The following is a 15,868-nucleotide window of genomic DNA, read 5'->3' as shown; positions in this document are numbered from 1 at the left end:
CCGGGCTGCGCGCCGCCGGCCGGGCCGTCCGCCGCCGGCTCACCGTCGGGGGTACGGACCGGGGGGCCAACCCCGTGGAGCTGGCCGTGGTGATGCCGGCGGTGCTGGTGCTGCTCTTCGGCTCCGTCCAGATCGCCACCTGGTTCGTGGCCCGGTCCACGGCGATGCACGCCGCCCAGAGCGGGGTGAACGCGCAACGGGTCCTCCAGGCGCCGGCCGGGGCGGGTGAGGCCCGCGCCAAGCACTTCCTGGGTGCCGCCGGGGACTGGCTGGTCGGCGCGAGGACCACCTGTGCCACCACCGCCACCGAGGTGACCTGCACGGTCACCGGGAAGTCCCTGAGCGTCATCCCGGCCGTCCGGTTCGACGTGCGGCAGACCGCCCACGGCACCGTCGAACGGTGGACCGACCCGTGACCGCCGACCCGCCCCGGCGCACCTGGCGCGGCGTGCTGACCGGCCGGGCCGCACGCAGCGACCGGGCCGCCGTCCCCACCGGACGGTCCACCGCCGGCCCGTCGGCCCGGCTGGCCGCGGAGCGTACCCGGGGATCGGTGTCGGTGGAGGTGGCGGTGCTGGCCCCGGCGTTCCTCGCGCTGCTGATGGTGGCCGGGGTGGCCGGCCGGGTCGCGGTCGCCGACGAGGCGGTGGAGGCGGCGGCGCACGACGCCGCGCGGGCCGCCTCGATCGCCCGCGACGCCGGCACCGCGGAGAGCGCCGCCCGGGCCGCCGCCCGCCGGCAGCTCGACTGGCGTGGCCTCAACTGCGCCAGCGCACCCAAGGTCACGGTCTGGGGGTCCACCCTGCACTCCGACCACACGTCGGTCAACGCGGCGTTCCGCAGCCCCCTCGGCGAACCGGTGAGCATCTGGGTCCGGGTGAGCTGCACCGTCTCCTTCGCCGGCATGCGCTTCCCCGGGCTGCCGATGGGCGACAAGCGGGTCGAGGCGACCTTCGCCTCCCCCCTGGACCGTTACCGGACCCGGCGATGACCGCGCGCCCGACCGGCGACGAGGGCCGGATCAGCCTCTTCCTCGCCGTCACCATGCTCGGCATACTCGCGGTCATCGGTGCCGCGTACGACGGTGCGGGCCAACTGCGTAGCCTGCAACGCGCCGACGACCTGGCCGCCGAGGCGGCCCGCAGCGGCGGGCAGGTGATCGACCGGGCCGCCGCCATCGAGGGCCGGCCCAAGGTGATCGACGAGCCGGGTGCCCGCGCGGCCGTCGCGCAGTACCTGCGCGGCAACCCCGACGTGACCGGCCAGCAGGTCAGCTTCCCGGTGGTCGCCGGCGAGAAGCAGATCCGGGTACGCGTCACCGTCGTCTACCGCCGGCACCTGCTCGGCCTGATCGGCATGGACCGCACCGTCACCGTCTCCGCCGAGGCGACCGCCCGCACCCTCACCGACCGACCATGACCCACCTGCCGCACCCTCCCCGACCGTGACCTGACTCCCCCGCTCCCAGAACGTAGGCCCGCTCACCTGGTGACCCGCACCGGCGGACCGTAGGCCCGCTCATCCGGTGCCCCCGCACCGGCAGACCGTAGGAAGGAGGGCAGCATGACCACACCGCGTGGTTCCGCCGCCCGACGTACCGGGCAGTTGCTCACCGGCTTCGGGTCACTGGTGGTCCTGGTGGCGCTGCTGGCCGGGGCACCGGTCGCACTGCTCGCCTTCGCCGGCAACCCCCTGCCGGACCACCTGCCCACCCTCACCGAGGTCGGCACCCTGCTGACCAGCCGGGACGACGGCCAGCTCTTCATCCGGGCGCTGGCACTGGTCGGCTGGTTCGGCTGGGCGACGTTCGCCTTCTCGGTGCTGGTGGAGCTGGGTGCCCAGGTGACCCGCCGACAGACGCCCCGGCTGCCCGGGATGGGTCGGCAGCAGCGGGCGGCGGCGGCCCTGCTGGGCTCGGTCGCCCTGATCATCGCGGCCAGCCCGGCGGCGAGCGCGGCGGCCACCCTGACCCAACCCCTGCCGGCCGCCGCCGGAACCGGCGTGGCGACGACGCTCGACACCTCCCGTACCGGCCTGGGCGCCGCCCCCAGCGCCGGCCTCGGTGGTGCCGCCCTCGGTGCCGTACCGGGTTCCGGTCTCGGTCCCATCCCGGGTGCCGGTCCCGCCGACGGTGCCGAAAAGCCGGTGTACCGGGTGGCCCGTGGCGACTACCTGGGCGAGGTGGCCGAACGCTACCTGGACGACTTCGACCGCTATCCCGAGGTGGCCCGGCTCAACCACCTGCGCGACGCCGACCGGATCCGGCCGGGTCAGCTCATCAAGCTGCCCGCCGAGGCCGACGACACCGGTGCCCGCCGGCACGCCAGCGGTCACCTGGTTCCGGACAAGCCCCGCAAGCCGTCCCCGCGTCCACCGGCCACCACCCCCGGCCAGGCCGGCCCGCAGCAGCCGGACGCGCCGGGCAAGCCGGCCGGTACGGTCGCTCCCGCCACCCCGAAACCGACCGGTCCGGGCACGCCCGCCACCCCGAAACCGACCAGGAAGCTCGGACCCGCCACCCCGCAGACCGCCACCCCGCAGACCGCCCAGCCCCCGGCCGAGCGACCCGTCGGGGTGCCACCGGCGATGGCCGCCGGAGCCTCCCGGGCCACCCCGGAAGACACGATCAACCGACCGCTGGCCGTGTCGGCGGTACTGGCGGTGGCGAGCATCGTCGGCGCACAGATCGGCGCGGTACTCGGCCTGCGCCGCCGTCCCGTCCGGGTGGCCGCCGGCCGCACCTCGGCCGCCCGGATCGTCGCCGCCCGGACCTCCGCCGACCGCCCCCCGGGCCGCTCGATCGGCAGCCGCGCCTCCGCCGCCCGCGACCTGGTGACCGGCCGCCACCGCCGCGACTGACCACCCCGTCCCACTGGCCTCGCCCCACCCGCCCCCGGTGGCCTCGTCCGGATGAGCAGGAGGTTCGGGTCGATGTGGAGATCGACCGTGACCCGAACCTCCTGATCGACAGGACGGGGAGGCAGGGGCCGGTTGGGAGGGGCAGGGTCAGGGGAGGCGGGTCTGGAGGGTGCCGTCGACTATCCGGGTCGGGAGGACCTGCTGGTCGGTGGCGGACGGGCCGTGGACGACCTCGCCTCCGTTGAGCCGGAACGCCGAACCGTGCCAGGGGCAGACCACGCAGGCGTGCCCGGCGATCTCCTGGACCTCGCCCTCACCCAGGGGGCCGCTCTGGTGCGGGCAGCGCTCCAGCATCACGGTGACCTCGTCGCCGTGCCGGTAGAGGAGCACCGAAACGTCGTCCACCTCGCGGGTCACCAGCGTGCGCTGCGGCAGCCCGGCCAGCTCGGCCACCGGCTGCCAGCCGTCGCTCATCCGGTGCAGCTCGGAAACGCTCTGACTGACCTGCGCCCCCTGCTTGTACGCCAGGTACGCCCCGGCGCTGGCCGCGCCCAGTCCCAGGTAGGCCAGCGCCCGGCCGACACCGTGCCGACCGGTCAACCGGGCCGCGAGGGAACCGGCGTACAGGGTCAGGCCGACGGTGTTGGCGGCGGCATGGACCAGCCCCACCCGTCGCTGGTCCCGGGACAGTTCCGCCCAGTCGTTGAGCCCGGCCACGGCAGCGGGCACCGCGCTCACGGTGCCCAGGGCGACCAGGGTGGTGGCCGCCCGACGCTGGCCGGGGAGCAGGTCGACCACTGCCGCGCTGATCCAGGCACCCACCGGCACCTGCACCATCGCCGGGTGCAGCGGGTGGCCGAGGAACACGCCGTGCAGCAGGTCGCGGACCCGCTGCGGGCGCAGGGTCGCCTGGACGGCACGCTGCAACCGGTCGCCGGCCCGGTCCAGCGCGGTGGCCTGTTCGAGTTTCGTCATCAACGCTCGCACCTTCTCCGACTTCCCGGCTGAACCAGCGGCAAACCGGGCGGCCGGGACGAAATCCGCCCGCCCGGACCGACCGGGGACCGCCCGGCCGACCCACCCCGAACGGCCGTGGACCGCCGGCCAGCCGCCCCGGACCGGCCGGGACCGCCCGGCCTTCTCTCCTCGCCGGCACCCGGAGGCAGGGCCAGGGGAGGACGCCACCCGCACCACCTTGCACCGGGGCCTGCCTCTTTGTGGTCAGACAGATACATTGCGTAGGCGTATGGTGGGCAGAATTCGAGACGTCCGATGGAGAAGTCGTGAACGATGCCCTGCGCGCCGCCCTCACCGAAGCCGGCTACACCGCCGAATCCCTTGCCGAGCGCGTGGGTGTCGACCCCAAGACGGTGGGCCGCTGGCTGAGTGAGGGGCGGATCCCGCACGCCCGGCACCGGGTGGCCGCAGCGGAAGCGCTCCGGCGGGACATCGTGGACATTTGGCCGGACACCTCACGACGTCGTGAGCCGATGTGGTTCCGCCCCTGGCAGGAGATCGAGCGCGACGCCCTGTCGTTACGCTCGTTCGAGTCCGCCGTGGTCCCCGGTCTGCTCCAGACCGAGGCGTACGCCCGAGCCGTCCTGCTCGGTGCCGGCACCCTGCCCCGGGCGGACGTCGACCGGCACCTCGCCACCCGGCTCGCCCGCCAGTCCGTCCTGAAGCGCGACGATCCGCCCCAGCTCACCGTCGTCCTCGACGAGACGGTCCTGCACCGGCCGGTCGGCGGCCCGCAGACCATGCACGAGCAGTTGCTCGCCCTCGCCGGGGCCTGCGACCAGCCGCACGTCCGGGTGCACGTCGTGCCGGCCACCGTCGGCGCGTACGCCGGCCTGAACGGGCCCTTCGTGATCGCCACCAACCCGGACCACCGGATGGCCGGCTATCTCGACAACCAACTCCAGGGGCAGGTAGTTAGCGATCTCGATGACCTCGCGGCCATGATGGCAGCGTGGGAGAACGTGCGCGGCGAAGCGCTGTCCCACTGGCAGTCCGTCGATCTGATCGCGAAGGTGGCCCGGACATGGAACTGAACGACGCACGCTGGCACAGCAGCACCCGCAGCAGCGGCAACGGCGGAAACTGCGTCGAGGTGGCCGGCAACCTGCCGGGGGTGGTCGCCGTCCGCGACTCCAAGGACCCCGACGGCCCCACCCTGACCTTCACCCCCACCGCCTGGCACCTCTTCCTCGCCCGGATCACCGACCGCCACTGACCCACCCCGCCCGCCGCCTGGGGAGATCCACTCGACCTCGCCGGTCGGCGGCAGCGACTCCCTGGCACCCGCACCGTCGCCACCGTGGACCGGCGGGGGTGGCCGGGGCGGGGTACGCGGGGGGATGCTCGGGGGATGGCTGTGCATGTTGCCCGCAACGGGGCGGTGACCACGGTGATCCTCGACCGGGCGGCGGCCCGCAACGCCGTCGACGGTCCGACCGCGCGGGCGCTCGCCGACGCGTTCCGCGCCTTCGAGGCCGACCCGGACGCCCGGGTGGCGGTGCTCTGGGGCGCGGGCGGCACGTTCTGCGCGGGTGCCGACCTCAAGGCCATCGGCACCCCCAGCGGCAACCGGGTCGAGCCCGACGGCGACGGTCCGATGGGTCCGACCCGGATGTCACTGTCCAAGCCGGTCGTCGCGGCGATCTCCGGGTACGCGGTGGCCGGCGGCCTGGAGCTGGCGCTCTGGTGCGACCTGCGGATCGCCGAGTCGGACGCGGTACTGGGGGTGTTCTGCCGACGGTGGGGGGTACCGCTGATCGACGGCGGCACCGTCCGGCTGCCCCGGCTGATCGGGGAGGGTCGGGCGATGGACCTGATCCTCACCGGACGTCCGGTGCCCGCCGACGAGGCGTACGCGATGGGGCTGGTCAACCGGGTGGTCGCGCCGGGTGAGGCGCGGACGGCGGCCGAACGGCTGGCTGCGGAGATCGCCGACCATCCACAGACCTGCCTGCGTAACGACCGGGCGGCGGTGCTGGCCGGTGCCGGCCGGTCCGAGCCGGAGGCGCTCGCCACCGAGTTCGCCTACGGGATGGACTCGCTGGCGGTGGACGCACCGGCCGGCGCGGCCCGGTTCGCCGCCGGCGCCGGCCGGCACGGCGCGTGAGCCCACCCGCCCGGCGCGACGGAGACGTCGCGCCGGGCCGCCGTGGTGGGGTCAGCTCAGGTCGTTCAGGGCGCTCTGGATGGCCCGGTGGAACGTCGGGTACGCGTAGATCATGTGCCGGAGCTGGCTGACCGGGACGGCCGCGTGCACCGCCACGACCAGCGCCGAGAGCACCTCGCCCCCGGCAGGGCCGACCGAGGTCGCCCCGATCAGCACACCCTGGTCGGCGTCGGCGATCACCTTGATGAAGCCGCCGGGCTCGCCCCGGTGGATCCACCCCCGGGTGGACGACGACAGCTCGGTGAAGCCGACCTGCACGTTGATGCCCCGCTCACGGGCCTGCCGTTCGGTGAGGCCGACCGCGCCCACCTCCGGGTCGGTGAAGGTGACCCGGGGCAGTGCCCGGTAGTCGGCGCGGGGGACGGTGCCGGCCGCGCCGCTCGGGCCGGCCGCGCCCATCGAACCCCCGACGGCGCTGGCCGCACCCATCGCGCCGCCCACCACGCTGGCCGTACCGCTGGCGTCGGGTCCGCCCTCGGCCCGCCGGGCGTGGTCGAGCACGTCGGCGACCACGATCGACGCCTGGTACATGGCGATGTGGGTGAACGCGCCCTCGCCGGTCACGTCGCCGACCGCCCAGATCCCGTCGGTGACGTGCATCCGGTCGTCCACCGGCAGGTAGCGCCGGGTGGCGTCCACTCCGACGGTGTCCAGCCCCAGCTCGTCCAGGTGTGCCCGGCGGCCGGTCACCACCAGCAGCTTCTCGGCGCTGAACGACCGGCCGTCGGCGTACACGGTGAACGCGTCGCCGTCGTGGCCGACCCGTTCGATCTTCACCTCGGTGGCGATCTCCACCCCGTCGGCGCGTAACGCGGCGGCGGCCACCTCGGACGACTCGGGCTCTTCGAGGGCGAGCACCCGCCCGGACGCTTCCAGCACGGTCACCCCGACCCCGAACCGGGCGAAGACCTGTGCCAGCTCCAGCCCGATCGCCCCGCCGCCGATGATCAGCAGGGTCGCCGGCAGTTCCGCCGCCTCGATCGCCTGGTGGTTCGTCCAGTACGGGGTGCCCGCCAGCCCGTCGATCGGCGGGATCGACGGGCGGGTGCCGGTGCCGAGGACGATGCCCCGCCGGGCCTGGAACACCTGGTCACCGACCCGGACCCGACCGGGACCGTCGAGTCGGCCGGTGCCGCGCAGGAACCGCCCGCCCTTGCCGGTGAAGCGGTCCACCGCAGCCTGGTCGTTCCAGGTGTCGGTGGCCTCCTCCCGGATGCGCGCCGCCACCGGCGCCCAGTCGGCGCGCACCTGCGCCGACCCGGCCAATCCGTCGACCCGCCGCGCCTCGGCCAGGGCGTTCGCCGCCCGGATCATCATCTTGCTGGGGATGCAGCCCCAGTACGGGCACTCCCCGCCGACCAGGTCCCGTTCGACGCCGACGACGCTGAGGCCGGCCTCGGCGAGTCGCCCGGCCACCTCCTCGCCGCCCACGCCGAGCCCGACCACGACCACGTCCACCAGTTCCGGCTCTGCCATCCCGCCAGCATTCCGCACGACCCCGCCCCCGACCACCGGTCCGCCCCGCAATTCCCGCGCCGGTGATCAGCCGACCCGAACGGGGGTGGGATCCGGGCCGGGCCGCGCGGCGGAGTCAGCGCAGCCAGACCGGGTCGGCGCCGGGCACCTCCAGCGGTGGCGGGTAGTCGAGCGTACGACGGACCTCGGGGGTCAGCCGCCACGGCTGGTGCACGGCCTTGCCGGCCACCGTCGCCAACTCGGGCACCCAGCGCCGGACGTACCCGCCGTCGGGGTCGTAGCGTTCGGCCTGGCGGACCGGGTTGAGCCCCCGGTAGGGGCGGCTGTCGTTGCCGGTGCCGGCCACCCACTGCCAGTTGCCGGAGTTGTCGGGCACGTCCCCGTCGAGCAGCCAGCGGGAGAAGACCGCGAGGCCGGGCCGCCAGTCGAGGCCGAGCACCTTGGTCAGGTAGCCGGCGGTGATCAGCCGGGCCCGGTTGTGCATCCAGCCCTCGGCGTGCAGTTGCCGCATGCCGGCGTCCACGATCGGCATCCCGGTCCGGCCCTCGGTCCAGGCGGAAAGCGCCGCCGCGTCGGACCGCCAGTCCTCGGTGGCCCCGCGCCGGTACGCCTTCGCCGCGATCTCCGGGAAGGCCGCGGTGACCTGGTGGTAGAAGTCCCGCCAGCAGAGCTGCCGGACGAACGGGTGCGCCCGGTCGCCGGCCCGGTTCGCCACCGCCAGCGGGGACAGGCAGCCGAACCGCAGGTACGGGCTGAGCCGGGAGGTCTGGTCGGCGGCCAGGTCGTCGTGGATGTCGTCGTACCGGGAGAGGGTGGGCAACCACTGCGTGAGCCGGCGCTGCCCGACGGACTCGCCGCCCGGCGCGGCGGCCGGCGACTCGCCCTTCGGCAGCGCCGGCAGCCGACCGACCGGAACCCCGTCGGGCAGGGTGACCCGCCGGGGCGCGGCCAGCTCCTCCCGCCACCGCGCCCCCGACCAGACCCGGTGGTACGGGGTGAACACCCGGTAGTGGTCGCCGCCACCGGGCCGCAGCTCCCCCGGCTCGACGACGGTCACGCCGGGGAAGAGGCGCAGGAACAGCCGGTGCCGGTCGCACTCGGCGCGGAGCCGGCGTTCCCTGCGGTGGGCGTGCCGGCTGACGTCGGCGGACAGACCGATCCCCTCGGCGTCGACCTCGCGGGCGAGCCGGATCGTCTCGGCGACCGGGTCGCCCCGGCGGACCACCAGGTCGCCGCCGAGCCCACGCAGGGTGTCCCGCAGCTCGGCGAGGCACTGGTGCAGGAACCGGGTGCGGTTGGGCGAGCGGTCTGCCAGCGCCGGGTCGAGGACGTACAGCGGCACCACCCGGTCGAACGCGGCGCAGGCCGTCGCCAGTGCCGGGTGGTCGTGCACCCGCAGGTCGCGGGTGAACAGCACGACCGCCGTACGGCCGCTCACGACACCGCCGGGCCGGGCACCACGACCGGGGTGCCGGTACGGGTGAGCAGCGCTCTGGCCGCCACCGACAGCCGTCGCCGCTGGGGCACCACGGCCCGCCGGGCGAACACGTCGTAGTCCTGGGCGGCGACCTCGTCGAGGATGCCGCCGTAGAGCGCGTAGGCGGTGCGCATGCACGCCTGGGAGGCGGGGGCGAGCAGGGTGATACCCGGCGCGGCGGCGGCGTAGTGGGCCTGGGCGCGGGTCACCTCGTACTCGATCAGGTCGCGGATCCGGTCGGTGCCGTGGCCGGCGGCCCGCGCGGCCAGCAGGTCCTCGCGGGTGACGTTGAACTTGGCGAGGTCCTCGTCGGGCAGGTAGGTACGCCCCCGGTCGAGGTCCTCGGCGACGTCCCGGATGAAGTTGGTGAGCTGGAAGGCGAACCCGAGCTGGCGGGCCGGTTCCCGGGCGGCGACCGGGTCGGAGCTGCCCAGGATGGGCAGCATCATGGTGCCGATGACCGCAGCCGAGCCCTCCATGTAGTCGAGCAGGTCGTCGTAGGTGGGGTAGGACATGACCGTCAGGTCCATCGCCATGCTGCGCAGGAACGACGCGAAGTCGTCCCGGTCCAGGTCGAACACGGCGATGGTGTGCAACACGGCCGGCAGCAGCGGGTCGTCGACCGGTTCGCCGTGCAGGCCGGCGACGAAGCGGGAACCCCAGGCGTCCAGGCGGGCGGCGCGCTCCGCGGGGGGCAGGTCCTCGGTGCGGTCGACGATCTCGTCGGCGTAGCGGGTGAAGCCGTAGAGGGCGTGTACGTGCCGCCGTTTCCATGCGGGGAGCAGCCGGGTGGCGAGATAGTAGGTGCGCCCGTGGTGTCGGTGCAGCTCCTGGCAACGGGCATAGGCGGCGGTGAGATCGGTGTCCACCGGACCTCCTCCGGGATTCGACGCAGCAATCGACGCAACTCGTAACCCTAGGGTACGCTCCCCCACATGGCCAACGACGCAGTTGCGGGTAACGCGCTCCGCGTCGCGCCGGCACAGCCGGGAGCGACGGACGATCCGGTCCGCGGCGTACTGGCCGCTTTCGCCAGGGATCTGGTCCACAGCATCGACGACACGCTGGCGGCGTTCCTCGCCCCCGAGGTCGAGGCGCTGACCGAGATCGACGCAGCGATGGGCGGTTTCGCCGCCACGGCCCGCGACGCCGTGCTGGCCGGCGGCAAGCGGGTCCGCCCCACCTTCGCCTACTGGGGCTGGCGGGGGGTGGTGGGCGGCGCGGAACCGCTGCCCCCGGTGCTCCCCGCCCTGGCCGCCCTGGAACTGCTGCACACCTTCGCCCTGGTGCACGACGACGTGATGGACGCCTCCGACACCCGTCGTGGCCTGCCCACCGCGCACCGGGCCGCCGCCGCCCGGCACGTCACCGCCGGCCACCGCGGCGACCCGGGCCGGTTCGGCGAGTCGGTCGCGGTGCTCATCGGCGACCTCTGCCTGGTCTGGGCCGACCGGCTGCTCGCCCACGCCGGCGTGCCGCCGTCCCGGCTGCTCGAGGTGCGGCGCTGCTATGACCAGATGCGCGTCGAGACCATCGCCGGGCAGTACCTCGACGTGCTCGGCGAGAACGACGCGGCGAACTGGTCGGTGGACCGGGCGCTGCGGGTGGCCCGGTACAAGACCGCCAGCTACACCGTCCAGCGTCCGCTGCTCTTCGGTGCCTGCCTGGCCGGCACCGACGCCGACGCGCCGCTGATCGCCGCCTACACCCGCTACGGGCTGGCCGTCGGCGAGGCGTTCCAGCTCCGCGACGACCTGCTCGGCGTCTACGGCGACCCGGCGACCACCGGCAAGCCGGCCGGCGACGACCTGCGTACCGGCAAGCCGACCGCGCTGCTGATGCTCGCCCGGCAGCTCGCCACCGGCGGCCAGCGACGGGCGCTGGAGCGGGCCGGCAGCGCCACCGGCGGGCGGGAGCTGGCCCGGCTGGCCGAACTCGTCGCCGACACCGGGGCGGTCGCCCGGGTGGAGAGCATGATCTCCGACCGGGTCACCGACGCGCTGGCCGCGCTGGAGACCGCGTCGATCGACGAGACGGCGCGCACCGCGCTGACCGGTCTCGCCACCGCCGCCACCACACGGCGGGCATGATGGGCAACTTTGCGAAGGAGGTGGTCGCGTGCGGACCGTGACGGGACGTACGGACCGGGTGGTGGTCGTGGGCGCGGGCCTGGGTGGGCTGGCGTGCGCGCTGCACCTGGCCGGCAGCGGGCGGCAGGTCACCGTGCTGGAACGCGAACCGGTGCCGGGCGGCCGGGCCGGACGGCTCAGCGTCGACGGGTACGAGTTCGACACCGGCCCCACCGTGCTCACCATGCCCGACCTGATCGCCGAGGCGCTCGGCGCGGTCGGCGAGGAGCTGCACGACTGGCTCGACCTGACCCCGCTGGACCCCGCCTACCGGGCCTACTACCCGGACGGCTCCACCCTGGACGTGATCACCGACACCACCCGGATGGCGGCCGAGATCTCCCGGGTCTGCGGCCCCCGCGAGGCCGACGGCTACCTGCGGTTCGTCGACTACGCCCGCAACCTGTGGAACTGGGAGCGGGCCGACTTCATCGACCGCAACCTGGACGCCCCGACCGACCTGCTCACCGGCAACCTGCTGAAGTTGCTGGCCAACGGGGCTTTCCGCCGCCTCCAGACCAAAATCAACCAGTTCTTCGCCGACCCGCGCACCCAGCGGATCTTCTCCTTCCAGGCGATGTACGCCGGGCTCGCGCCGCACGACGCGCTGGCCATCTACAGCGTCATCGCGTACCTCGACTCGGTGGCCGGGGTCTACTTCCCGCGCGGCGGCATCCACGCCGTCTCCAGGGGGATGGCCGGCGCGGCCGAGAAGCACGGCGTGCAGATCCGCTACGACACCACTGTCGCCCGGGTGGAGACCGCCAACGGCCGGGCCACCGGCGTGGTCACCGCCGACGGCGAACTGGTCCCGGCCGACGTGGTGGTGCTCAACCCGGACCTGCCGGTCGCCTACCGCGACCTGCTGCCCGAGGGCCGGCGGCGGAAGCTGACCTACTCCCCGTCCTGCGTGGTCCTGCACGTCGGATCGACGCAGGGGTATGGGAAGATCGCTCATCACAACATCCATTTCGGACGGTCGTGGAAGGGCACCTTCGACGAGGTGATCGGGCGCGGCGAGCTGATGACCGACCCGTCGCTGCTGGTCACCAACCCGAGCCGGACCGACCCGTCGGTCGCCCCGGCCGGACGGCACACCTACTACGTGCTGGCCCCGGTGCCCAACCTCGACCGCGCCCCGTTCGACTGGCGGGGCGACCTGAGCCGACGCTACGCCGACCAGCTCGTCGCCACCCTTGAGGAGCGCGGGTACGTCGGCTTCGGCGCCGGCATCGAGGTGTTGCGTACGATCACCCCCGCCGAATGGGAGGAACAGGGAATGGCCGCCGGTACGCCGTTCGCCGCCGCACACAGCCTCTTCCAGACCGGGCCGTTCCGCCCGTCCAACCTGCACCGCAGCCTGCCCAACGTGGTCTTCACCGGCTCCGGCACCCAGCCCGGTGTGGGCGTGCCGATGGTGCTGATCTCCGGCAAGCTCGCCGCCAACCGCATCACCGGCGCGGGTCGGTGACCGCGTGAAGTCCCGGGAGAGTCACCTCGTCGAACTCGTCGACGACAACGGTCGGGCCCTCGGCGAGGCCACCGTCTCCGCCGCCCACCAGGCACCCGGACGGCTGCACCGGGCCTTCTCGGTGCTGCTGGTCGACCCGGACGGCCGGGTGCTCCTGCAACGGCGGGCCGAGGTGAAGACCCGGTTCCCGCTGCGCTGGGCCAACTCCTGCTGCGGGCACCCGCTGCCGGCCGAGCCGCTGGCCGAGGCGGCCAACCGACGGCTCGCCGAGGAGCTGGGCACCGGTCCGGTGTCGCTGACCGAGGTCGGGGTCTACCTCTACTACGCCGAGGACCCGGCCACCGGTCGGGTCGAGTTCGAGTACGACCACGTGCTGCGCGCCGACGTGCCGGCCGACCTCACCCTGGGGCCGGATCCGGACGAGGTGGCCGAACTGCGCTGGGTCGACCCGACCCGGTTGATGACCGAGATCGACGCCGACCCGCGCACGTACGCGCCCTGGCTCGGTGGGGTGGTGAGCCGCCTGCTCCGACCGACCCCGCCCGCCGGCTCCGACGTGGCCACCGGCACCGCCCCGCCCGCCGGCTCCGACGTGGCCACCGGCACCGCCCCGCCCGCCGGCTCCGACGTGGCCGCCGGCTCCGACGTGGCCGCCGGCTCCGACGTGGCCACCGGTGGCACCGCCGGGTCCACCGCCCCGTCCGGCCGCCGGGTGGGCGACGCGTCGGAGCGGTCGGGTGGCCGATGAGCCGCTGAGCGCGGGGGCCGTGGCACGCCGGCTGGGTGTGGCGGTCACCACGCTGCGCACCTGGCACCAGCGCTACGGCCTCGGCCCCAGCCAGCACGTCCCCGGTCACCACCGCCGGTACACGCCAGCCGACCTGGCCCGGCTGGAGATCATGCGGAAACTCACCGCCGAGGGGATCACCCCGGCGGAGGCGGCCCGCTGGGCGAAACAGAGCCCCGCCCCCGGTGTCGCGTCGCGGCTGCGCGCCGGGAGCGGGCGCGATGGCGGTGGGCAGACCATCCCGGTCGGCCGGGCCGGACCGGTGGCCCGGGGGCTGGCCCGGGCCGCGATGCGCCTGGACGCGGCGGCGATCGGGGACACCATCTCGCACGCTCTGGCCACCGACGGGGTCGTCGCCACCTGGGACGGGCTACTCCGGCCGGTGCTGGCCGGCATCGGTGAGCGCCATGTCGCCACCGCCGGCCTGATCGACGTGGAACACCTGGTGTCCCGGTGCGTCTCCGAGGCGTTCGCGGCCGTCGCCCGCTCGGGCCGGGCCACCGGACCGGCCCGCATCCTGCTCTCCTGCGCCGACGAGGAGCAGCACACCCTGCCCCTGGAGGCGCTGGCCGCGGCGCTGGCCGAGGCCGGGGTGGCGTACCGGATGCTCGGTGCCCGGGTGCCGGTGGCGGCGCTGGTCGAAGCGGTCAACCGGACCGGGCCGGCGGCCGTGGTGGTCTGGTCGCACACCCGCCCGACCGCCGACCCGGGGCAGCTCTCCGCCCTGCTCGCGGTGCCCCGCCGCCCACTGCTGGTGCTCGCCGCCGGGCCGGGGTGGCGGGCCGACACACTGCCCGCCGGGGTGGTCCGCCCGGTCGACCTGGCCGAGGCCGTCTCGCTCGCGCTGGCCGTCCGGGATTCGTTGGACCAGTCGACCGGGGGTGACCGGCCCTGACACATTTCGCTTTCGTGAACTACCGTCGGGGCGGTCCGCGTACCCCCCATCTCCCGGAGTGACGATGCGTTCACGCCCCGTCCTGGCGGTTGCCCTGGGCCTGCTCCTGCTGATCGCCGGCTGCGGAGACCAGCCCCGGCACGTCCGGCCGGCTGCCGCGCCCGCGCCGAGCACCCCCGCGCCGGAGCCGACCCAGACCCCCGCCCCGACGCCGCCACCCACCAGCAAGCCGAAGCCCCGGCTGCGACCGAAGCCGAAGGTGCTCCCGGCCGGCCTGCGCAAGGCGACCGGGGTACGCGCGGTGGCGCTCACCTTCGACGACGGTCCCGACCCGACCTGGACCCCGAAGGTGCTCAACCAGCTCCGGGCGGCCAAGGTGAAGGCGACGTTCTGCGTGGTCGGCACCCAGGTCCGCAAGCACCCCGAGCTGGTGGCCCGGATCGTCCGGGAGGGGCACCAGCTCTGCAACCACAGCTGGCGGCACGACATCGACCTGGGCCGCCGGCCGGTCGCCGACATCCGGGCCGACCTGGTCCGCACCAACCAGGCCATCACCAAGGCCGTCCCGGGGGCGAAGGTGCCGTTCTACCGTCAGCCCGGCGGCCGGTGGACGCCGGAGGTGGTGCAGGTGGCCAAGGAACTCGGCATGCGGTCGCTGCACTGGACCGTCGACCCCCAGGACTGGGCCAAGCCCACGTCAGGGGTCATCACCGGGCGGGTGGAGCACGCCGCCCGACCCGGCGCGGTGGTGCTCATGCACGACGGGGGCGGTGACCGCAGCCGCACGCTCGGTGCCGTACCGCACGTCATCGGTGACCTGAAGCGCCGGTTCGGTATCGCGCCACCTCGCTGAGCTGCCACTTTGCCCGGCGGCTCCCGGACGGGCACACCGGTTTGGTCGTCTGGCGGGGGATGACATATGCTTCTCATGCCTCCGGCGGGGCCGGATGGGAGCAAGTCCGCTTGAAGTTGCGAGTGTGCAATGATGGCGGGGCCGCCCTCATCGTCTAGCGGCCCAGGACGCCGCCCTTTCAAGGCGGTAGCACGGGTTCGAATCCCGTTGGGGGCACGATCCGGCCCGGCCGGAGGCAAGATCAGCAAGGTCCTGTGGAGCAGTTGGAGTGCTCGCCGCCCTGTCAAGGCGGAGGTCGCGGGTTCAAGTCCCGTCAGGACCGCCAGCGCCGACGCCGCGTGCACCATTGCGCGGCGTTCTGCGTATCGGGACGAACGACCCCACCGGCGGAGACCCCGCCCTCCGGGTAACATGTCCCGAAGCACCAGGCCAGGTAGCTCAGTTGGTACGAGCGTCCGACTGAAAATCGGAAGGTCGGCGGTTCGACCCCGCCCCTGGCCACATAGCCTTTCGCCGGGCTACAGAGGTCCCCACCAGCGGAAACGCAGGTGGGGATCTTGCTGTGTACCGGCCCCCGGGCACCGTCGACCCGTCGCGCGGGCGTCGCCTCACCCCCGACAGCACCCCCACACCTCGATGACCAGCGATATCCCGCCCGGCCCTCGGCGCAGCTACGGGGTACTGCCCACCGTCCGGGAGGAGCAGGTACACGAGGCTGCACAGCGCTTCGTCAGCCG

The 15,868-nt window shown here is 74.2% G+C and carries 15 protein-coding genes, 3 tRNA genes and 1 pseudogene; 15 read left to right on the top strand and 4 right to left on the bottom strand.

Features of this window, described 5'->3' with window-relative positions; genetic code table 11:
- The first annotated feature begins 5 nt into the window (after window positions 1-5).
- From O7612_RS02180 to O7612_RS02165, 4 genes are all read left to right on the top strand, one after another.
- Window positions 6-416, top strand: coding sequence for a TadE family protein (locus tag O7612_RS02180; RefSeq protein WP_282273762.1), 411 nt, complete (start codon window positions 6-8; stop codon window positions 414-416).
- Between the two features lie 110 nt (window positions 417-526).
- The gene (locus tag O7612_RS02175) at window positions 527-991 is read left to right on the top strand and encodes a TadE/TadG family type IV pilus assembly protein (protein WP_282273761.1); all 465 of its coding nucleotides are present in this window, start codon (window positions 527-529) and stop codon (window positions 989-991) included.
- Window positions 988-1,419 carry a hypothetical protein gene (locus tag O7612_RS02170; RefSeq protein ID WP_067306433.1) on the top strand — a complete coding sequence of 144 codons (432 nt, stop codon included), beginning with the start codon at window positions 988-990 and terminating at the stop codon, window positions 1,417-1,419. The genes O7612_RS02175 and O7612_RS02170 overlap by 4 nt, the downstream gene beginning before the upstream one ends.
- 144 nt (window positions 1,420-1,563) lie before the next feature.
- Window positions 1,564-2,859 (top strand): LysM peptidoglycan-binding domain-containing protein, encoded by a 1,296-nt coding sequence (locus O7612_RS02165; protein WP_282269989.1) that lies wholly within the window; start codon window positions 1,564-1,566, stop codon window positions 2,857-2,859.
- 147 nt (window positions 2,860-3,006) lie between these two features.
- Here the strand turns inward: O7612_RS02165 and O7612_RS02160 are convergent, their stop codons facing one another.
- Window positions 3,007-3,846, bottom strand: a complete 840-nt coding sequence (locus O7612_RS02160) for a Rieske (2Fe-2S) protein (RefSeq protein WP_282269987.1) — start codon at window positions 3,844-3,846, stop codon at window positions 3,007-3,009.
- 296 nt (window positions 3,847-4,142) lie between these two features.
- Here O7612_RS02160 and O7612_RS02155 point away from each other — a divergent pair, with 296 nt between their 5' ends.
- The 3 genes from O7612_RS02155 to O7612_RS02145 all read left to right on the top strand — a co-directional run bounded on the left by O7612_RS02155 (window position 4,143) and on the right by O7612_RS02145 (window position 5,983).
- On the top strand, window positions 4,143-4,910 hold the full coding sequence (locus O7612_RS02155; protein WP_282269984.1) for a helix-turn-helix transcriptional regulator: 768 nt from the start codon (window positions 4,143-4,145) through the stop codon (window positions 4,908-4,910).
- Complete coding sequence (locus O7612_RS02150) at window positions 4,901-5,092, top strand: DUF397 domain-containing protein (RefSeq protein WP_282269981.1); 192 nt, start codon at window positions 4,901-4,903, stop codon at window positions 5,090-5,092. Before O7612_RS02155 ends, O7612_RS02150 begins: the two co-directional genes overlap by 10 nt.
- Window positions 5,093-5,227: 135 nt before the next feature.
- Window positions 5,228-5,983, top strand: a complete 756-nt coding sequence (locus O7612_RS02145; protein WP_282269979.1) for a crotonase/enoyl-CoA hydratase family protein — start codon at window positions 5,228-5,230, stop codon at window positions 5,981-5,983.
- Between the two features lie 51 nt (window positions 5,984-6,034).
- Here O7612_RS02145 and O7612_RS02140 read toward each other — a convergent pair whose 3' ends face one another.
- The 3 genes from O7612_RS02140 to O7612_RS02130 all read right to left on the bottom strand — a co-directional run bounded on the left by O7612_RS02140 (window position 6,035) and on the right by O7612_RS02130 (window position 9,865).
- Window positions 6,035-7,519 (bottom strand): FAD-dependent oxidoreductase, encoded by a 1,485-nt coding sequence (locus O7612_RS02140; protein WP_282269977.1) that lies wholly within the window; start codon window positions 7,517-7,519, stop codon window positions 6,035-6,037.
- A 115-nt stretch (window positions 7,520-7,634) separates the two neighbouring features.
- Window positions 7,635-8,957, bottom strand: coding sequence for a deoxyribodipyrimidine photo-lyase (locus O7612_RS02135; RefSeq protein ID WP_282269974.1), 1,323 nt, complete (start codon window positions 8,955-8,957; stop codon window positions 7,635-7,637).
- Complete coding sequence (locus O7612_RS02130; RefSeq protein ID WP_282269972.1) at window positions 8,954-9,865, bottom strand: phytoene/squalene synthase family protein; 912 nt, start codon at window positions 9,863-9,865, stop codon at window positions 8,954-8,956. Before O7612_RS02130 ends, O7612_RS02135 begins: the two co-directional genes overlap by 4 nt.
- Window positions 9,866-9,931: 66 nt before the next feature.
- On the opposite strand from O7612_RS02130, the gene O7612_RS02125 reads away from it, so the two are divergent.
- The 8 genes and pseudogenes from O7612_RS02125 (at window position 9,932) to O7612_RS02090 (ending at window position 15,632) form a co-directional block, all read left to right on the top strand.
- A complete protein-coding gene (locus tag O7612_RS02125; protein WP_282269970.1) occupies window positions 9,932-11,086 on the top strand; it encodes a polyprenyl synthetase family protein in 1,155 nt (384 codons plus the stop codon).
- Window positions 11,087-11,114: 28 nt separating this feature from the next.
- Window positions 11,115-12,596 carry a phytoene desaturase family protein gene (crtI, locus tag O7612_RS02120; RefSeq protein WP_282269968.1) on the top strand — a complete coding sequence of 494 codons (1,482 nt, stop codon included), beginning with the start codon at window positions 11,115-11,117 and terminating at the stop codon, window positions 12,594-12,596.
- A 4-nt stretch (window positions 12,597-12,600) separates the two neighbouring features.
- Window positions 12,601-13,131 (top strand): annotated as a pseudogene (idi, locus tag O7612_RS02115) (isopentenyl-diphosphate Delta-isomerase); the annotation flags it as partial.
- 202 nt (window positions 13,132-13,333) lie between these two features.
- Window positions 13,334-14,278, top strand: a complete 945-nt coding sequence (locus O7612_RS02110) for a MerR family transcriptional regulator (protein ID WP_282269966.1) — start codon at window positions 13,334-13,336, stop codon at window positions 14,276-14,278.
- A 64-nt stretch (window positions 14,279-14,342) separates the two neighbouring features.
- Window positions 14,343-15,131, top strand: a complete 789-nt coding sequence (locus O7612_RS02105; RefSeq protein WP_282269964.1) for a polysaccharide deacetylase family protein — start codon at window positions 14,343-14,345, stop codon at window positions 15,129-15,131.
- 143 nt (window positions 15,132-15,274) lie between these two features.
- Window positions 15,275-15,347, top strand: a tRNA-Glu gene (locus O7612_RS02100).
- Window positions 15,348-15,379: 32 nt separating this feature from the next.
- A tRNA-Asp gene (locus tag O7612_RS02095) sits at window positions 15,380-15,456 on the top strand.
- A gap of 102 nt (window positions 15,457-15,558) precedes the next feature.
- Window positions 15,559-15,632 (top strand) — tRNA-Phe (locus O7612_RS02090).
- Window positions 15,633-15,868: the final 236 nt, after the last annotated feature.

The sequence above is a fragment of the Micromonospora sp. WMMD987 genome (genome assembly GCF_029581435.1).
GTDB classification, from domain to species: domain Bacteria; phylum Actinomycetota; class Actinomycetes; order Mycobacteriales; family Micromonosporaceae; genus Micromonospora; species Micromonospora rifamycinica.
The sequence above is the reverse complement of the archived record's forward strand: the minus strand, read 5'-3'. Positions and strand labels throughout refer to the sequence as shown.